Origin of the sequence: Pseudoalteromonas sp. NJ631 (assembly GCF_000276645.1) — a bacterium.
Classification (GTDB): Bacteria; Pseudomonadota; Gammaproteobacteria; order Enterobacterales; family Alteromonadaceae; genus Pseudoalteromonas; species Pseudoalteromonas piscicida.
In genome coordinates, this window is the sequence record NZ_AKXJ01000004.1 from 69,246 (window position 1) to 86,578 (window position 17,333).

The 17,333-nt window shown below is 41.5% G+C and carries 17 protein-coding genes; 14 read left to right on the forward strand and 3 right to left on the reverse strand.

All coding sequences use genetic code 11. The annotated features are described in order from the left end of the window. Positions 1 to 53: 53 nt before the first annotated feature. The 8 genes from serC to pyrF all read left to right on the forward strand — a co-directional run bounded on the left by serC (position 54) and on the right by pyrF (position 7,662). The gene (gene serC, locus A587_RS0109065; RefSeq protein ID WP_017217319.1) at positions 54 to 1,136 is read left to right on the forward strand and encodes a 3-phosphoserine/phosphohydroxythreonine transaminase; all 1,083 of its coding nucleotides are present in this window, start codon (positions 54 to 56) and stop codon (positions 1,134 to 1,136) included. Further along, the gene (aroA, locus tag A587_RS0109070; protein WP_010377028.1) at positions 1,136 to 2,416 is read left to right on the forward strand and encodes a 3-phosphoshikimate 1-carboxyvinyltransferase; all 1,281 of its coding nucleotides are present in this window, start codon (positions 1,136 to 1,138) and stop codon (positions 2,414 to 2,416) included. Before serC ends, aroA begins: the two co-directional genes overlap by 1 nt. A gap of 253 nt (positions 2,417 to 2,669) precedes the next feature. Beyond that, entirely contained in the window at positions 2,670 to 3,386 is a 717-nt protein-coding gene (cmk, locus tag A587_RS0109075; RefSeq protein WP_017217320.1) for a (d)CMP kinase, read from the forward strand. A 97-nt stretch (positions 3,387 to 3,483) separates the two neighbouring features. Then, entirely contained in the window at positions 3,484 to 5,151 is a 1,668-nt protein-coding gene (gene rpsA, locus A587_RS0109080) for a 30S ribosomal protein S1 (RefSeq protein WP_017217321.1), read from the forward strand. A 61-nt stretch (positions 5,152 to 5,212) separates the two neighbouring features. Further along, on the forward strand, positions 5,213 to 5,503 hold the full coding sequence (gene ihfB / locus A587_RS0109085; protein ID WP_010377033.1) for an integration host factor subunit beta: 291 nt from the start codon (positions 5,213 to 5,215) through the stop codon (positions 5,501 to 5,503). A 17-nt stretch (positions 5,504 to 5,520) separates the two neighbouring features. Further along, positions 5,521 to 5,784, forward strand: a complete 264-nt coding sequence (locus A587_RS0109090) for a lipopolysaccharide assembly protein LapA domain-containing protein (protein WP_010377035.1) — start codon at positions 5,521 to 5,523, stop codon at positions 5,782 to 5,784. Positions 5,785 to 5,786: 2 nt separating this feature from the next. Continuing rightward, positions 5,787 to 6,923: a lipopolysaccharide assembly protein LapB gene (locus A587_RS0109095; RefSeq protein ID WP_017217322.1), complete on the forward strand. Its 1,137-nt coding sequence runs from the start codon at positions 5,787 to 5,789 to the stop codon at positions 6,921 to 6,923. Between the two features lie 28 nt (positions 6,924 to 6,951). Then, positions 6,952 to 7,662, forward strand: a complete 711-nt coding sequence (gene pyrF / locus A587_RS0109100) for an orotidine-5'-phosphate decarboxylase (RefSeq protein ID WP_010377038.1) — start codon at positions 6,952 to 6,954, stop codon at positions 7,660 to 7,662. A 56-nt stretch (positions 7,663 to 7,718) separates the two neighbouring features. Here the strand turns inward: pyrF and A587_RS0109105 are convergent, their stop codons facing one another. Next, positions 7,719 to 7,991, reverse strand: coding sequence for a hypothetical protein (locus A587_RS0109105; protein ID WP_017217323.1), 273 nt, complete (start codon positions 7,989 to 7,991; stop codon positions 7,719 to 7,721). Positions 7,992 to 8,138: 147 nt separating this feature from the next. Here A587_RS0109105 and A587_RS25400 point away from each other — a divergent pair, with 147 nt between their 5' ends. Together A587_RS25400 and A587_RS25405 are read left to right on the forward strand one after the other, a co-directional pair. Next, the gene (locus tag A587_RS25400) at positions 8,139 to 8,747 is read left to right on the forward strand and encodes an ISAs1 family transposase (protein WP_026000939.1); all 609 of its coding nucleotides are present in this window, start codon (positions 8,139 to 8,141) and stop codon (positions 8,745 to 8,747) included. A gap of 113 nt (positions 8,748 to 8,860) precedes the next feature. Beyond that, complete coding sequence (locus tag A587_RS25405) at positions 8,861 to 9,160, forward strand: ISAs1 family transposase (RefSeq protein ID WP_321527296.1); 300 nt, start codon at positions 8,861 to 8,863, stop codon at positions 9,158 to 9,160. Positions 9,161 to 9,220: 60 nt separating this feature from the next. On the opposite strand, the gene A587_RS0109120 is transcribed toward A587_RS25405, so the two are convergent. Together A587_RS0109120 and A587_RS0109125 are read right to left on the reverse strand one after the other, a co-directional pair. Continuing rightward, on the reverse strand, positions 9,221 to 9,544 hold the full coding sequence (locus A587_RS0109120) for a hypothetical protein (RefSeq protein ID WP_017217324.1): 324 nt from the start codon (positions 9,542 to 9,544) through the stop codon (positions 9,221 to 9,223). 42 nt (positions 9,545 to 9,586) lie between these two features. Continuing rightward, a complete protein-coding gene (locus A587_RS0109125; RefSeq protein ID WP_017217325.1) occupies positions 9,587 to 9,874 on the reverse strand; it encodes a hypothetical protein in 288 nt (95 codons plus the stop codon). Positions 9,875 to 11,105: 1,231 nt separating this feature from the next. On the opposite strand from A587_RS0109125, the gene tssJ reads away from it, so the two are divergent. Genes tssJ through tssM form a run of 4 tightly spaced genes read left to right on the forward strand, consistent with a single transcriptional unit; the run spans position 11,106 to position 17,331 of the window. Then, positions 11,106 to 11,537: a type VI secretion system lipoprotein TssJ gene (gene tssJ / locus A587_RS0109135; protein WP_010377046.1), complete on the forward strand. Its 432-nt coding sequence runs from the start codon at positions 11,106 to 11,108 to the stop codon at positions 11,535 to 11,537. After that, a complete protein-coding gene (tssK, locus tag A587_RS0109140) occupies positions 11,537 to 12,877 on the forward strand; it encodes a type VI secretion system baseplate subunit TssK (RefSeq protein ID WP_017217327.1) in 1,341 nt (446 codons plus the stop codon). Before tssJ ends, tssK begins: the two co-directional genes overlap by 1 nt. Before the next feature lie 16 nt (positions 12,878 to 12,893). Beyond that, on the forward strand, positions 12,894 to 13,616 hold the full coding sequence (icmH, locus tag A587_RS0109145) for a type IVB secretion system protein IcmH/DotU (RefSeq protein WP_010377048.1): 723 nt from the start codon (positions 12,894 to 12,896) through the stop codon (positions 13,614 to 13,616). Positions 13,617 to 13,620: 4 nt separating this feature from the next. After that, the gene (gene tssM, locus A587_RS0109150) at positions 13,621 to 17,331 is read left to right on the forward strand and encodes a type VI secretion system membrane subunit TssM (protein ID WP_017217328.1); all 3,711 of its coding nucleotides are present in this window, start codon (positions 13,621 to 13,623) and stop codon (positions 17,329 to 17,331) included. Positions 17,332 to 17,333: the final 2 nt, after the last annotated feature.

Genomic DNA, 17,333 nt, shown 5'->3' on the forward strand with positions numbered 1-17,333 from the left:
TGAGAATAACGCTATTCTTTGGATGATCTAGATTATTTGGAATGAGGAAAAATATGACGGTTTATAATTTTTGCGCGGGTCCTGCGATGTTACCTGTTGAAGTTATGAAAAAAGCGCAAAAAGAATTTCTAGATTGGCAAAATCTAGGTGTTTCAGTGATGGAAGTGAGCCATCGTTCGGCACCGTATCTCGAAATGGCAAAGCAATGTGAAGCAAGCTTACGTCGTTTGATGAACATCTCTGATGAATTTGAAGTTCTGTTTATGCATGGTGGTGGTCGAGGTCACTTTGCTGCTGTACCGCTAAACCTACATGTAGATGGTGTACCTGGCGTATATATCGAGAACGGGATCTGGTCTACCGGTGCGACGAAAGAAGGTGAAAAATTCACGCAAACGCATGCGATTAATATTCGTTCTGACGAAAATGGTCAATTCGACATTTTACGTGTTTCCGAGTGGAAGTTACCAGAAAACGCTTCATTTATTCACTATTGTCCAAACGAAACCATCGACGGTATCGAAATATTTGACGTTCCAAAGCATGCAACTGCACCAATTGTAGCGGACATGTCTTCCAATATTTTATCTCGTGAAATTAACGTCGATGACTTTGATTTGATCTATGCTGGCGCACAAAAAAATATCGGTCCTTCAGGGCTCAGTATCGCCATTGTACGTAAGACGTTATTGAAGCGTGAAGGGCTGCCAAGACCTGCTATCCTTGATTACGCCATTGAGGCTGATCAGCAAAGCATGTACAACACACCACCGACATTTGCATGGTATCTTGCGTTTGAGGTATTCAAGTATCTTGAAAGCATTGGTGGTGTTAAAGCCATGGAAGCGCACAATCAAGAAAAAGCAGCCATTTTATACGATTATATTGACGACTCTGACTTCTATTCAAACAAAGTTGCAAAACATTGTCGCTCATTGATGAACGTACCATTTTGGTTAAATGATGATAGCCTAAATGCTAAATTCTTGGCAGAGGCAGAACAAAACGGTTTAATTGCACTTGAAGGCCACCGTTTTGTTGGCGGCATGCGAGCTAGTATATACAACGCCATGCCAATTGAAGGGATCAAAGCGTTAGTTGCATTTATGGATAAATTCGCACGGGAGAACAGTTGATGGAACAATTGACCCTCAAGCCTATTACTAAAGTCAGTGGCAGTGTCACGTTACCTGGCTCTAAAAGCTTATCAAATCGTATTTTGTTGCTTGCAGCGTTGTGTGAAGGCACGACAAAAGTGACGAACTTATTGGATAGCGATGATATCCGCCATATGTTAGGCGCATTGTCTCAGTTAGGCGTTGAAGTAACGTTAGAAGATGATAATACAGTGGCACTGGTCAAAGGAAATGGTGGTAACTTTAACACCCCCGTTGAGCCGCTATTTTTAGGCAATGCCGGTACAGCATATCGCCCATTAACTGCAGTGCTTGCAGCTATACCCGGTGATTATGAACTGATTGGTGAGCCACGAATGGAAGAGCGCCCAATTGGCCATCTTGTTGATGCCATGCAAACGCTTGGTGCAGATATTCAATATCTCAAAAACAAAGACTACCCGCCGTTAAAAATTACAGGTAAGCAACTTGCTGGTGGTGAAGTTGAGATTGACGGTAGTATCTCAAGCCAATTCCTAACTGCATTATTGATGGCAGCACCACTTTTTAGTGGCGATACGAATATTGCGATTAAAGGTGAACTGGTTTCAAAGCCTTATATTGATATTACCATTGGCGTGATGGCGCACTTTGGGGTTCATGTCGAAAACCACGATTATCAACATTTCGTGGTAAAAGCAGGCCAGCAGTATCAATCTCCTGGAACACTTATGGTCGAAGGGGATGCCTCGTCTGCCTCTTATTTCATCGCAGCGGCTGCAATTGCAGGTGGTGAAATTGAGATAAAGGGAGTGGGTAAACAAAGTGTGCAAGGTGATATCGGCTTTGCCAAAGTGATGGAACAAGTCGGTGCAAACATTGATTGGCACGATGAGCGTATCGTTGTCCGAAAAGGTGAGCTAAATGGTGTGGACATTGACGCCAACGCTATCCCCGATGCGGCGATGACGCTTGCAACCGTAGCACTATTCGCAAAAGGTAAAACGGCAATTCGTAATATCTACAATTGGCGCGTGAAAGAAACCGATAGGCTAGCTGCCATGGCGACTGAACTTAAAAAAGTAGGCGCAGAAGTAGTAGAAGGGCACGACTTTATCGAAGTTACACCACCAGCTAATTTTAATTTTACGGATGTAGACACATACAATGACCATCGCATTGCGATGTGTTTTTCGATGGTGGCAGTGGGTGGTCAAGCTATCACGATTAACGACCCTAAATGTACGGCAAAAACTTTCCCAACCTATTTTTCAGTGTTAGAAAGTATTAGTCAGTATTAATTTCATCCAAGGTGCTGAAGATGTTCAGCACCTTAAAATCTTCTCTAAAATAGTCATCATTACAAAGTCAAATACGCACATATTTGACTGAATTTTATTCAGTCAAAGCCAGTCAGCACCTGGCATTTAGCACCGTTCGCTGCACTAATAATTTGAGATATAACAAAAAATGACAGGTAAATAAGGATATATTCAGCAAATTGACGTATACTATGCGCCGTCAAATTCAGGTGAGCATTTTTAGGAGGTCTAAATGCAGGCAGCTATGCCAGTTATCACCGTAGACGGCCCAAGTGGTTCAGGCAAAGGAACTGTTTGTCGCTTGTTAGCTGAAACATTAAATTGGGAAGTGTTGGATAGCGGTGCGATTTATCGCGTGCTTTCGTTAGCAGCATTACACCACCAAATTGCAACTGATAACGAAGAGGGGTTGGTCCCACTCGCTGCCAATTTGGATGTACAATTTTCTATCGATAAAGAAACTAAAAAAAGCAAAATTGTACTTGAAGGTGAAGATGTTACTAACACCATTCGCAATGAAGAAGTCGGCGCAGCTGCGTCAAAAATTGCGGCGCTACCTCGAGTGAGAGAAGCATTATTACGACGTCAGCGCGCTTTTAGAACTGAAGTTGGCTTAATTGCAGATGGACGTGATATGGGAACGGTGGTGTTCCCTGATGCTGAACTTAAAATTTATTTGACTGCAAGTGCAGAAGAACGTGCTCGCAGGCGATTTGTTGAGTTGAATGAGAAAGGCCATGATGTTACACTAAGTGGTCTGTTAGAAGACATTAAAGCTCGCGATGATCGCGATATGAATCGCAAGGTTGCCCCATTAGTTCCTGCTAGCGATGCGATAGTTGTTGATACAACTGAGCATAATGCTGAGCAAGTGTTCAAACAGGTTATGTCTTTTATTCAAGACGCCATTGTGGCAGGTAAACTTCCAAAAAGTTGTTTACCTAAGTAATTTTTTAATGACACAGGCAGGAAGCTAGTGTTTATTTAACAACCCCATGCAGCATGGTTGCTAATTGGTAATTTAACTTTATAGAGACGTATTTAGTATGTCAGAAAATTTTGCGCAGTTATTTGAAGAAAGCCTACAGGGTTTTGAAGTTGAGCAAGGCTCAATCGTTAAAGGTACAGTAATCGCTATCGAGAACAACGTTGTTCTTGTTGACGCTGGCCTTAAATCTGAAAGTGCAATCCCTGCAGAGCAATTCAAAAATGCTGCTGGTGAACTAGAAGTTGCTGTTGGCGACGAAGTAGATGTAGCACTTGACGCTATCGAAGACGGTTTCGGTGAGACTATCCTTTCTCGTGAGAAAGCGAAGCGTCACGAAGCTTGGATCCGTCTAGAGAAAGCATGTGAAGAGCACGAAACTGTTGTTGGTATGATCAACGGTAAAGTTAAAGGCGGTTTCACAGTTGAAGTTGATTCAATCCGTGCATTCCTACCTGGTTCACTTGTTGATGTACGTCCAGTTCGCGACACAGCTCACCTTGAAGGTAAAGAGCTAGAGTTCAAAGTTATCAAGCTAGACCAGAAGCGCAACAACGTTGTTGTTTCACGTCGTGCTGTTATCGAATCTGAGAACTCACAAGAGCGTGAAGAGCTTCTTCAAAACCTTGTTGAAGGTCAAGAAGTTAAGGGTATCGTTAAGAACCTTACAGACTACGGTGCATTCGTAGACTTAGGTGGTGTTGACGGTCTTCTACACATCACTGACATGGCTTGGAAGCGTGTTAAGCACCCTTCAGAGATCGTGAACGTAGGTGACGAAATCAACGTTAAAGTACTTAAGTTCGACAAAGAGAAGACTCGTGTTTCTCTAGGTCTTAAGCAACTTGGCGAAGATCCATGGGCTGCTATCGCTGGTCGTTACCCAGAAGGTGCTAAGCTTACTGGTCGTGTAACTAACCTAACTGACTACGGCTGTTTCGTTGAAATCGAAGAAGGCGTTGAAGGTCTAGTACACGTTTCAGAAATGGATTGGACTAACAAGAACATTCACCCTTCAAAAGTAGTTTCACTAGGTGATACTGTTGAAGTTATGGTTCTTGAAATCGACGAAGAGCGTCGTCGTATTTCTCTAGGTCTTAAGCAGTGTAAAGCTAACCCTTGGCAAGAATTTGCTCGTCTTAACAACAAAGGCGACCAAGTTTCTGGTAAGATCAAGTCTATCACTGACTTTGGTATCTTCATCGGTCTTGACGGCGGTATCGACGGTCTTGTACACCTATCTGACATCTCTTGGAACACTCCAGGCGAAGAAGCTGTACGTGAGTACAAGAAAGGTGACGAAATCACAGCTATCGTTCTACAAGTTGACCCAGAGCGTGAGCGTATCTCTCTAGGCGTTAAGCAAATCGACGCTGATCCATTCACTAACTACCTAGACGCCAACAAAAAAGGTGCTATTGTTAAAGGTAAAGTGACTGAAGTTGATGCTAAAGGCGCAACTGTTGAGCTAATCGAAGGCGTTGAAGGTTACATCCGTGTAGCTGACATCGCGCAAGAGCGTGTTGAAGACGCGACTGCTGCTGTTTCTGAAGGCGACGAAATCGAAGCTAAATTTGTAGGTGTTGATCGTAAGAACCGTACTATCAGCCTATCGGTTAAAGCTATCTACGAAGCTGAAGAAAAAGAAGTACTAGAGAAGCTTAAGAAAGATGAGCCAGCGTTCGAAAACGCAATGGCTGCAGCTTTCAAAAATGCTCAAAAAGACTAATTAATCAGTCTTTAAACTAGGAAGGGCGCTTAGCCCTTCCTTTTACACTAAAGGAAACATTATGACAAAGTCTGAATTGATAGAACAACTTGCACTGCAGCACGCTCACGTTCCTGTTAAAGATGTAGAGAATGCGGTAAAAGAAATCCTTGAACAAATGGCTGGCTCATTATCAGACTCGGAACGTATCGAAATCCGTGGTTTTGGTAGTTTCTCGCTTCACTTCCGTTCACCTCGCACTGGTCGTAATCCTAAGACGGGCGAAACTGTAGAATTGGATGGTAAATACGTACCACACTTTAAGCCAGGCAAAGAGCTGCGCGATAGAGTAAACGAAAGCTTAAATAATTAAGTCTAACGGAGCTAAACTTGGTTGCAGTATTGAAAAAGGGATTAGCTGTTGTTGCCATACTGATTGCATTTTTAGTTGGAACACAAAATCCACAAGTTGTTAATGTCAATTTTGTAATTGCAAGTGCAGAGTTACCACTCGCAACCTTAATGAGTATTTGCTTAGCTCTTGGGATAATTATTGGTTTACTTGTAACTGCGTCGGTTTTATCTAAGCTTAAATGGCAAAATCATCGCCTAAAAAAAAGTAATAGTAAGCTTAGTCAAGCAGCCGAACGCTAGTTATGATCGAGCTGCTGTTTTTATTACTACCTGTAGCCGCCGCTTACGGTTATGTTATGGGTAAAAATAGTGCAAAGAATCAAGCCCTAGAGCAAAGTAGACAAATTACTTCTGAATACAGTAAAGGCCTAAAATTCCTACTAGATAGGGAAGAAGATCAGGGTCTTGAACACCTCACCAAATTACTTGAAGTCTCAGCAGACTCCGTTGATCATTATTTAACACTCGCATCGCTTTTTAGAAAGCGGGGAGAGTTAGATAGAGCGATAAAAATTCATGAGCTATTACTTAAACAACCTAATCTAGATGAAGAAGTGGTGAAGTCCTGTCGTCTAGAGCTAGCTCAAGATTACGTCTTAGCGGGTCTGTTGGATAGTGCTGAAGAACACTTAGTCATTCTTGTAAAGCTTGGGTTTAAGGATGCACTCGATCCAATTTTAAACCTATACTCTCAAACTAGAGATTGGCGAAAAGGCGTTCATATGTATGAAGCGCATCCTGAGCTTTTCAAAAAGTCGTCCCATTGCGCCACTATTGCAAACTTCTATTGTGAAGCTGCAAATCAAGAAAAGAATCCAAGCCTATTCGAAAAAGCGACAGCGCTCGCGCATGAAACAGTAAGACCCTTATACGAAATGGGCAAAGATGCATACAAACATGATGATTACGTGAAGTGTATATATTATTGGCGAAAGCTCGTGAGCCAATTTGTATTTATGGCACCACTAGTAATTGAAGAGCTCGAATCCTGTTATGTTAAATTAAATATTCACGATCAATTCTTTGAGCTAGTCTCAGAGTTATTAGAAAAAGGAGGCGTGCTGATCAGAATTAAGTTTTGCCAAGGGTTGGTCCAAAAAGGTCATATTTCTGAGGCAATAGAGTTTCTAACTGATAGTTTAAAGCGTGAACCATCAATTAGGGGCTTTAGTTATTTGCTGCAACTCATTAGCGGCAAAGATGCTAAAATAGATCACGTACTACAAGAAATAGATAAATTGGTGAAGTCTTATATTGCAACTAAGCCAAACTATCAATGTGGTCATTGTGGGTTTACAAGTCATACGATGTATTGGTTATGTCCCTCCTGCAAACATTGGGAGTCACTTGCTCCAAGCCGTGGGTTAGACGGTTTTTAAGTTTTTAATTTGGCCAAATAGGGTAACTATGTCGACACAAGATTTAAAAAAGGTTTTGATTGCGCTTGATTATGATAATGAAGAAGCTGCATTATCATTTGTTTCTCAGCTTTCACCTGACGAATGCCGATTGAAAGTAGGTAAAGAGATGTTTACCTATTTTGGCCCTCAGTTTGTAAAAAAACTGGTAGATATGAATTTTGATGTATTCTTAGACCTTAAATTTCATGATATTCCAAACACAGTCGCAAAAGCAGTAACTGCTGCAGCTGAGCTTGGTGTGTGGATGGTAAATGTTCACGCCAGTGGCGGTCACGAAATGATGTCAAAAGCAAAAGAAGCGTTGGTAGCTTATGGGGATAAAGCGCCGTTACTTATTGCTGTGACCGTGCTAACGAGTATGGATCAAGGACAGTTATTAAAGCTTGGAATTGAAAAGACACCTCAAGAGCAAGTGCTATATCTAGCAAAATTAGCAAAAGAATCAGGCCTAGATGGTGTGGTTTGTTCTGCACAAGAAGCCGAACTTTTAAAAGCTCAACTCGGTGAAGAGTTTAAGCTTGTGACACCAGGTATTCGACCAGCAGGTGCTGATGCTGGCGATCAAAAACGTATTATGACACCTGAAAAAGCAGTGAAAGCGGGTAGTGATTATCTAGTGATAGGGCGTCCGATCACTAAAGCTGAAAACCCAGCGGCAGCTCTAGAAGCAATTAACCAAAGTATAGCTTCACTTTAAACGTATAAATTTACATTTTTTAATGACCAACGCATAAGATGCGTTGGTCATGTCTGCTATTGACTGAGCCTTAAGTCACAACTAAACGCATAGTAATAATCTTTACCATAGTATTGGGCATATACTTTGGTTTTGTTATTTATATACCACTCTCCCATAAAAGTATAGTTAGGATCGTCACTAGCAACAAAGCTAAACTTTTCTAACTTTGAATTGTCGGTTGCACCAACCTTAAGCGTAAGCGTACTCTCTCTAAGCTTATAATTTCCATTGGCAATAAAATCAACCCCCCGACTGATCTCAGTTTGCTCATCATGGTGGGATCGCACTTTGTAAAAAGGCTTTAACCCCCGCTTCTTTCTGATCTAATAACACCTACATTGTCACTATCTACTTGTTAATTATGTCGTTATTTAGCCACCTTGAACTTGTTGAAGATAAGCGTTCTTCTACCAATCAACATCATGATCTTACGAATGTTTTTTCTTATCATCTCGGCGTTTCTATCCGGTTGTGAGGGCTGGAAAGATATTGAAGTGTTCGGGCACAGTAAACTCCCTTGGCTCAGACAGTTCAGAGCCTTTAAACACGGTATCCCAACGCGACATAGCATTGCACGAATTCTTAAAACAGTGGAGACTGATTCATTGGTTTTGGCCTTGTTCAGCTGGGTCAACGAGCAGCGCTCTCAATCTGGTAAGCCAATTATTACGTTTGATGGCAAAACCCTACGCGGTGCAAGTAAAAAGTGTGAACACAACTTACACCTAGTATCGGCTTTTGATTGCGAGTCTGGTTTAACTTCATATCAGCGTACAGTCCACAATAAATCCAATGAAATACCGGCAGTCAGAGCCTTGTTAGATGTGCTTGATGTTTCAGATGCAATCGTCACACTAGATGCGCTACATTGTCAGAAAGCGACACTATCAACACTTATTTCAAGAGGGGCTGACTATCTGGTTCAGGTTAAAGCAAATCAGAGAACACTTTATAAAGCAGTCACTTCATGTTTTGAAACAGCCTTTGCAGAAGAGAGTAGTTTGCTTGAAGATGTACAAGTCAGCGGTGGTCATGGACATTAGGAAACAAGCATCACTTATGTTCTGAAGGCCAACAACCTGCCTGATGAGATAAAAGAAAAATGGCCTGGGATCACTTCGCTGGTCGCGGTTGAAAGACAAAAAAATCCGAGTCGATAACAAAAATAGACACGCACTTTTATGTTACTTCTGTTGAGCCAGATGCACAGATGTTACAAAAGGCCATCCGCCACCATTGGCACATCGAGAACCAGCAGCATTGGGTGTTGGACGTGGTGTTTAAAGAAGATGCCTATCAGATAAGTGAGCCTATTTCCGCGGAAAACATGGCGCTGTTCAGACGGGTTGTTCGCAATCTGGTAAAACAGCACACAGGCCGTAAAGATTCTATACGTGGCAAGTGTGTTCGGGCCAGCTTTGACGATGAATTCAGGGCAGAGCTTATCTTCGGTTGATGGTCGTTAACGAAGTATGCTTTCATCTTGGGATAAGGGGGAACTCCCCCCTTTTGGTGATTATGGCTCTTCGTTATCAGCAGTTTCAAAATTTAAACTAAACTGACCACTGCGCTTTACTGAGAAAATGGCCTTTTGCCAGTTCTCTTCTTGATTTGATGTCGCATTTTCGAACAAGCTTAAAAAAAGGACTGAAATTTCATCACTGACTGGTATAACGTGTGCTTGTTTTGGTGTGCTGGTGTCATAGTAAAAAGCAGAACACCTAGGCATATTGTCGTCATGGTAGTCCAATACGAGTCGCGCTTCACTCCACGGCTCTTTAATTTGTTGGTATAGATACTGGCCCAATTGTTGTGGGACTTGTCGGTTTTCTTCTCGCATTCCAACTCCTTGTTATGTTCAGCGATAAATGTTGCTCTGATTTTACTGGCGACTTTTGGCTTTTGTATGTGCTATAAATTTGTAGATCCCAAAACCGACCAGTATAAATATGATCGACTGACCCGCGGCTTTACTTATGATAACCGCATTGGAAAATAGCCTTGAAAGTATAGACATACAGATAAAAAACGAAAGCACTGATGTTAGTAACACAATGGCTTTTATCCAAGGTTGAACTAGCTTATGTCTCTGTTTGCTAATCAATACAGCAACGATGAAACTGATCAAAGAAACCAAAAAACCAATAAAATACTGTTCCGTTGTGATCATGGTATTTCCTTATTAATAGGTGAGTAAATTATTTTATTCATTTTCTGTCACTTTAAAGAAACGTTTCATAAAACTGTTCGGCTCAATTACTCTCCGAAATCACTCTCGAGCCAATAAAATCATGGCATTCAAGCCAATAAATTAAGTTGTACTTTGCCAAGAGTCGGGTGAAAAAAGAGTCGTCGTTCCTGGCGCTTATAAGCACCGCGGTCGCGTGGGTAAATCTTTAGTAACTCGCCATTTTATACGGTCTTGTGAATAGCTAACTTTTAAAATAAAGGAGCTGATCAAAGATTGTACATTGGTTTTTACAAAAACTTGGCTTTTCTCTGTTTGTTTACGTAGTTTAGTCCTTGGTTTTGAGGTGAATTGATAAGAATAAGTGTGCTCAGAAGTCACCCTCGTACGAATTTCAAAAAGCGGAACCTTGAAAAAAGTGCTTATTTGAACTGGGTTGATTGTTTCAAAAGTCACATTATTCCCAGCCAAAAGTCTGTCAGAAAAATAGGGGTCTGCTCCTAAAGTGCTATGGTAAGCAAAAACTTCATTTATACAAGTGCTTAGTTCAAAACTAACGACCTTAGTTCTTTGGCTTATGCCGTAAATGGTCATCCTTGTGTGCATGATATTTAACCTTAGTTGCTTTAAAAACTCTCACAACAATCCACAAAACATTGGTTAATGTAGTGTAAACATGATTTTTTGATGTAATTATCTGTTATTAAATAAATTCATATAATAATAGAGGTTATTACATGGATTGAGTCGAATGCAAGTGTGTTTTTTATAGCTTGATAATATTAATTTGATATTAAGGTTGATCTAGAAAATTCGTTTGTGTATCGTATGCGCCGTTCGAGAATGTACATCAAAAGTCCAGGTGTTTAGTGTGGTTTTTGTTTTCAGGGAAGTGTCTATCTCAACAAGTTGTAAGAAAGCTTAATGCAAACTGAATTGCTCACTAAGCTTCATGACTTCCTCTCTGAATGCCTAATAGAAAGTAAAACCTACAAAAAAACAATGGCTTAAATATTTTTTAAGAAGATTTTTGAATGTTAACTTAGTATTCAGTTACAAACTGCATACTTGTGTTCTGTAATTTCTTGTTAAATAGTTAAATCAAATGTATTTTTACTATTGTACTGGAAATTAAAAAGATTAATTGTTTCCAATAATCTAATTTGGATGTCTTATAATTGAGGCGGATATGGCTAGGAATGCTTTATTTATAATGGTTTTGTTTTTGACTGGTTGTATGTCTACTTACGTTAAGTTAGACGTAACTGCTACTGATAACATAAATTTAAACCAGTTTAACGAGCCACTACCTGTGGTATTAAAAGTATATCAACTTACTGATATTCAAGCGTTTAAAAATTCTACATTTGAACAGCTTTGGAAGTCAGATAAATCAATTCTGGCTAACACCTTAGTTACGGTGGAAGAACGCACCGTAAACCCCTCAGATCGTATAAAAATCGAGTTTGAACAAGCTGAATCTGCAAAGTACGTGGCTTTTGTTGCGCTATTTAGAGATAGAACGGGTGGTAACTGGCGCGCATTTTATGACTTAAATGATTGGCCTGTGCCTTTATCTACTTCTCTAGATATTGAAATTACAAGTAACTCGCTTCGCTTACCTGAAGTAGAGGAGGACAAGTAATGCAGCACAACAACGTATACAAACCTGTTTGGGCTGAAGGTTTAATGCTAAGTCAGCAGCACTTACAACTGTTCGATCAATACCAGCAATCTCAACTAGCTGGTGTACAGCAAAGTCTTAGAGACAATGCATATGGTTTAGACCGCATTGTATTCGACGAATCGGCATTAGCCAAAGGTGTAGTCAAACTGCAAAGTATTGCAGCAATCTTCAAAAGTGGTCGTCATATACATCATGTTTTTGCTGACAACGAAGCACCTATGTTTGAGCTTGAAGATAACAAAAGCGAATACATCATTAGTGTGGCGCTCGCGAACAATCATTCAGTAAGTAATATCCAAGGTTACCCGCAAACTGGGCAACTTAGTGCTTATGACTGTGATTTTGTTGAGCTTCAAGATGCACATGATCCAAACCGAAAAGCAGAAGTGATGGTTGCTAAACCTAAACTTATGCTGGTTGAGTTCAGCGCAAGTAACAGTTTTATCGAGCAATTGCCTTGTATAAAAGTTATACGTGGTGAGCATGGGCAGTTCGAAATTGACTCAAGTTATATTCCTCCACTGCTAAACATCAAAGCCCATGGCTATTTAGCCGAGCGTGTAAATAAACTCGTCAATATGGTTGAAGCTAAGTACACCGCGATGTTTACCAATCGTGCGAGTATGGGGATCGTGGAAGATTTTGGTCCAACAGAACTCAAACACTTTTTGTTATTACAAACTTTTAGCTCTGTTTTTCCTGAGATTAAGCAGTTAAGTACCACAGCCAAAACTAGTCCTGATGCGCTGTTTATGGCACTAAATAAACTGATCTGCCAACTGATCAATTTTGAGCCAGAAGCGAGTAAATTTGAGTTACCAGTTTATGACCATCAAGACTTAACGCGCAGCTTTGGTTTAATCGAAACTCATATTCAAACCCTTATTGGTTCGATAAGCGCAGCACGCTCGTCTGATCTAGTACTCAGTGCAATCTCTCAGTCTATCTTTGAGGTTAAAGACATAGAAAGCAGTACCTTGACACGGGGTGAGCTATACATTGCGGCTTTCTATGAAAACGAATCTACGCAATGGATCGAGTTGTTTGCAGAGCAGGTTAAGCTGGCAGCGCCAAGTCAGCTAGAAATATTAATCGCTTCAGCGCTTGGTGGGGTGAAGTTAACACATTGCCAGCGTCCACCGAATAGAGTGTCTGTTAAAGGTGGATACGAGTATTTTAAAGTTGAGCCACATGGTGCTGCTTGGGAACAAGTTGTACAGGAATTAGCGTTAAGAATCTTTGTGCCATTTAGCCTTCAAGGCGTGAAACTTGAAGTGGTTTCAGTGGCGAGTAAATAGTTAGTAGGTAAAGGTCATGGAAGCGTCGAAAAATAAATCTGAACTAGTCGCCTGCATTTCTCCGGTACTTGAAGTGCTTACTTCAATTCGCCAGGGCGGGGCAGATCATCAAGGAGTTGATGGTCTACGCAGTAAAGTCATGGATGCTTTTGATGAATATGAAAAGAGCTGTTATGACGCACGGATCAGTGCGTCGGAAATGCAGGAAGCCAAATTTGCATTAACCGCTTTGGTCGACGAGCAAATCATGACGGCACAGAAGCCGTACAGTATGGAGTGGATGGCGCGACCTTTACAATTAGAATTATTTGGCAACATGCGTGCGGGAGAAGCTTTTTTTGAAAAGCTTGAAAATATCCGTCGTGCAGCAGCGCAGCAACGCACGGTTTTGGAAGTCTATTTTGTATGTTTACAACTGGGTTTCGAGGGGATCTATAAGATCAAAGGGGTAGAGCAACTCAAAGCGTTGATGTTGGATGTTAGAGCGCAATTAGAAGAGCTTGCTGGACCTGCAAAATTACAGCTTTCTGATAATGCAAAACCGCAAGAAAGTATGGTCACTAAAGTAGGAAGAAACCTACCTTATTGGGTTATTTTATCGGTAACGCTTGCTTTACTAGCCAGTATGTATGTTGGTTCAACGTATTTCATTGAGAATCGTGCGAACCAGCAAGTCGTGCAAATTGATAAGCATATTGAAGTACTAACGCAGTTAGAGAAAACAGGGAAAGCGAGGTAACATCATGTCAGGAGTAAATCGTAGTGGACTAGTGCATCTAGTCTTAGGATTTTTGTCATCTCGTGCGACGGCTCATTGGGTCGGCATATTCGCAATTTTGACGCTAATTTGGTTTGCTGGTCGGTTTATTGGCCTTGAAGATCAAAATCATCGTTTAATGGTGATGGGTGCGGTATTTGGTCTGTTTTGTCTTACTTTATTAGTTCGATGGTTGTGGGTGAAGCGCTCTGGTGACAAGTTAGCGAAAGAAATTGCCAATAATCATGCGGGGACAGAAGCCGAAGTCGAAGAAATCAAAGCCAAGATGGAAGAAGCGCTGTCTGCATTAAAAGCTTCTCATTTAGGTGCTGGCTATCGTGGTAATGCTGCGTTGTATGCATTGCCTTGGTATATGATCATTGGTCCGTCGGCTGCGGGTAAAAGTACGTTATTTGCAAACTCTGGGCTGCATTTCCCTTATTCAAAATCTAATCAACTGCATATTCAAGGTTTTGGTGGCACACGTAATTGTGACTGGTGGTTTTCAGATCAAGCTGTTTTGATTGATACTGCAGGTCGTTATACCACTGAAGAGTCAGATAATGATCAATGGTTGTCATTCTTAAAGCTGTTACGTAAATACCGCTCTAAACAGCCAATCAATGGGGTGATGGTTGCGATTAGTGTTGCCGACATCTTGACTTCAGACAGCGAACAGATCCGCGACCATGTTAAACAGATCCGCGCTCGTATTGATGAGTTAATTAACCAACTTGGACTTATCTTTCCAGTATACGTGGTGTTTACCAAATGTGATTTGATCAGCGGCTTTGAGCCTTTCTTTAATGAATTAAGTGAAGATGAGCGTAAGCAACCCTGGGGTGCGTATTTACTTGAGGAAGATGGCACCAATACCGGTGAAGTGGCGAGCGAGAACTTTTCAAAACATCTAACTGGCCTATATGAGCGACTGTGTGATCAGCGCCTAGTTAAAATGACGCGTGAGCGTAACGCGCAACGTAAACAACTGATTTATGATTTTCCCAATCAGTTCAAAGCGGCGTCTGCCAAAGTTGAAGAGTTTATTGACACATTATTTAAAGAAAACCCGTACCAGGAAGTACCGTGGTTTGCTGGTGTGTATTTTACCTCTGGTACGCAAGAAGGTACGCCTATCGAGCGTAGCGCAACGAGCAAACTATCTACGTTTAGGTCAGTATTGTTTGAGTATCGCCAAGAAAGCATTACCTCCGCGTTCTTTATCAACCAAGTATTCAAAGATGTGTTGTTTAAATTGCAAGACCTCACTCGGGGTAACCGGAAAAAGCGCCGCGTACAAAAATGGCTCAAAGGCTTTGCAGTATGCTTGTGTGTGACGTCGGTATTTGCTCTTGCGGGCTTGTTGGTTAACTCTTATACCCACAATCAGCAGCTTTTAACAACCAGTGATAAGTTAACGACTGCTGTGGTTAATACACGTGTAGAAAACCAGCCGTTGGCCGAGCAATTTAACTCAACTTTGTCTCTTTTTGCACACTATCAAGAGCTAATCGGTTATGAGAAAAAGCTGCCTTGGTATTTCTTACTTGGTGTTTACAGTGCAGACAACACCATAAAGCCAATAGAGCAGGTATTACGTCAACGTGTACAAGCGCTCATTGGTGAACCAAGTTCGGAGCTTGTGCAACAAGCGCTTTTTGAAAGCCACCAAAACTGGATTGCACTACTAAGTACAGAAGAACAGGTCGCTAAACGTATCGAGCCAAAGCTACGTGATAAGTACTATCAAGCACTTAAGCTGCAACTCATGATGAGTAACGAGTTTGAACGTTTAAATAAAGACTATGCGAAGTCTGAGCTACTGGACTACACGGCGGATCGCTTAGAGCTAACGCTAAATGAAGACACACAAGCATTAACAGAGCAACTGTCAGGACTGATTGATTTTTACTTAGCCCAATTAGCAGTTGAGCCTGCACCGCAGCAGCTTGCGATTTGGCAGAATAATGATTTCTTGGTGAGTCAGGCTCGTTCAGACTTAATGAGTGCACCAGAACCGACCGCGTTATATGAGCAGATCAAAGCAAAAGTAACGGTATCAAAAGCCGCACTAACGCTTGATCAAATGATGCAGCAAAACAACAAAACCTTTTTGCAGTCCAAGATTAGCATTCCATACGTTTACACCAAAGAAGCATGGGAAAACGAAGTGTACGACGCCATCAAGGTCATCGCGAGCAAAGCATTCTCTGGCGACTGGGTGATGGGCACAGACAACGCAGAAAGCCAAGGTTCTGTTGATGAAGCAAAAGCGAGCGCTTTAGTTAAATCTATCCGTGCGCTGTATTTCAGAGACTATGCCAATGTGTGGTTTGAGTTTTTAAATTCAGTAGAAATAAGCCCATTTAATACGAGCAACGCGGCAAGTTTAACGCTGGCGCAGCTGTCGTCACCAGAAGGTCCATTGGTCGATTTAATGGCGTCAATCGACGACAACGTGAATCTAATTGATTCGCCAAACAAAACGGTAGAAACAGAAAAGTTGACCGAGCAGGCAAATGCATTACTTGCAAAGTCTAAAAACAGCAAGGTTAAAGGTGCAAAGATAGAAGCTGCTGCGAGAAAGCGTGTACCTGAACTGTCGAGCCGCTTTGCAGATCTTCGTCGCTATACGGCAAAAGGAGAAGAGAACGCTCGCTCTGATTACCTAGAGCAATATCTCGGTGCTTTGAGTGCATTTCATTCAGACATCAAAACGATCGCGGCGAGTAACAATGATGACTATATGGCGATGTCATTTACTCAAACGTTGTTAAACGGTGATAGCAAAAACCATGCGCTGCAAAGTGCATGGGTGGTGGTAGAAAGCCAAGTAAGAGCGCTTGACCCAGATACTAAGCAAGCACTTGAAAAACTACTAAAAGCACCACTTTTAGCGAGTGTACAAACGGTAATGAACGAAGCGAAAGTACAGCTTAATGAGCGTTGGTCTAATCAAGTATTCTTAACATACAAAGAAAATATCCGTGGCAAATATCCGTTTAATATCGACGGCCCAGATGCAGCGGTTGAAGATATTAGCGAACTGCTAAACCAAGAGTCAGGTGTGTTTTGGCAATTTATGGCTGAAAACCTATCTCCTTACCTTCGTTTAAAACGTGGTGAGTGGGTGGAGAAAACGTGGAATGGTATTGGCATCGGCTTTAAGCCTGGGGTACTAAACAAGCTAACTAAGGCGAGAAAGGTTACGCGTTCGCTATTTCCTAGAGATGGTTCTGAAGTAGGGATTAGCTTCCAAATGATGCCTGTGGCACAAAAGGGATTAAAAGAAACTTATATCGGCTTTAGTGACCAAAATTACCGCTATAGAAACGAACCTGAAGAGTGGCGTCGTTTTAACTGGCCTGCAAGAGCGGGCACTGAAAAAGCAGTGGTATATGGTTTAGACAGTGAAGGCCGAAGAATTGAAATCGAAAAGTCAGGGCCTTGGGCATTCCTAAAAGTATTGAATGAAGCGAATGTACAGTGGGTTCGTGGTACTGAATTTATGGCAACGTGGCAATTACAAAGAGAAGCAGAGGCTAGTGTTGAACCAATCCAAGTTCAAGTTGCACTTAAGTCGAGCAGAAACAGTGGCATATTCAGCAAATATTTTATGACGTCATTTGCACTGCCTGAGTCTTTGTTTGATACCAAAGTGAGTGTGGCTTCCAATGAAAACTTGGCGTTGAGGTAACA

Bases quoted from the DNA above. Each gene is read 5' to 3' on its own strand.
- serC (WP_017217319.1), top strand. From the start codon at position 54: ATGACGGTTTATAATTTTTGCGCGGGTCCTGCGATGTTACCTGTTGAA.
- aroA (WP_010377028.1), top strand. From the start codon at position 1,136: ATGGAACAATTGACCCTCAAGCCTATTACTAAAGTCAGTGGCAGTGTC.
- cmk (WP_017217320.1), top strand. From the start codon at position 2,670: ATGCAGGCAGCTATGCCAGTTATCACCGTAGACGGCCCAAGTGGTTCA.
- rpsA (WP_017217321.1), top strand. From the start codon at position 3,484: ATGTCAGAAAATTTTGCGCAGTTATTTGAAGAAAGCCTACAGGGTTTT.
- ihfB (WP_010377033.1), top strand. From the start codon at position 5,213: ATGACAAAGTCTGAATTGATAGAACAACTTGCACTGCAGCACGCTCAC.
- A587_RS0109095 (WP_017217322.1), top strand. From the start codon at position 5,787: ATGATCGAGCTGCTGTTTTTATTACTACCTGTAGCCGCCGCTTACGGT.
- pyrF (WP_010377038.1), top strand. From the start codon at position 6,952: ATGTCGACACAAGATTTAAAAAAGGTTTTGATTGCGCTTGATTATGAT.
- A587_RS25400 (WP_026000939.1), top strand. From the start codon at position 8,139: ATGTTTTTTCTTATCATCTCGGCGTTTCTATCCGGTTGTGAGGGCTGG.
- A587_RS0109120 (WP_017217324.1), bottom strand. From the start codon at position 9,544: ATGCGAGAAGAAAACCGACAAGTCCCACAACAATTGGGCCAGTATCTA.
- A587_RS0109125 (WP_017217325.1), bottom strand. From the start codon at position 9,874: ATGATCACAACGGAACAGTATTTTATTGGTTTTTTGGTTTCTTTGATC.
- tssJ (WP_010377046.1), top strand. From the start codon at position 11,106: ATGGTTTTGTTTTTGACTGGTTGTATGTCTACTTACGTTAAGTTAGAC.
- tssK (WP_017217327.1), top strand. From the start codon at position 11,537: ATGCAGCACAACAACGTATACAAACCTGTTTGGGCTGAAGGTTTAATG.
- icmH (WP_010377048.1), top strand. From the start codon at position 12,894: ATGGAAGCGTCGAAAAATAAATCTGAACTAGTCGCCTGCATTTCTCCG.
- tssM (WP_017217328.1), top strand. From the start codon at position 13,621: ATGTCAGGAGTAAATCGTAGTGGACTAGTGCATCTAGTCTTAGGATTT.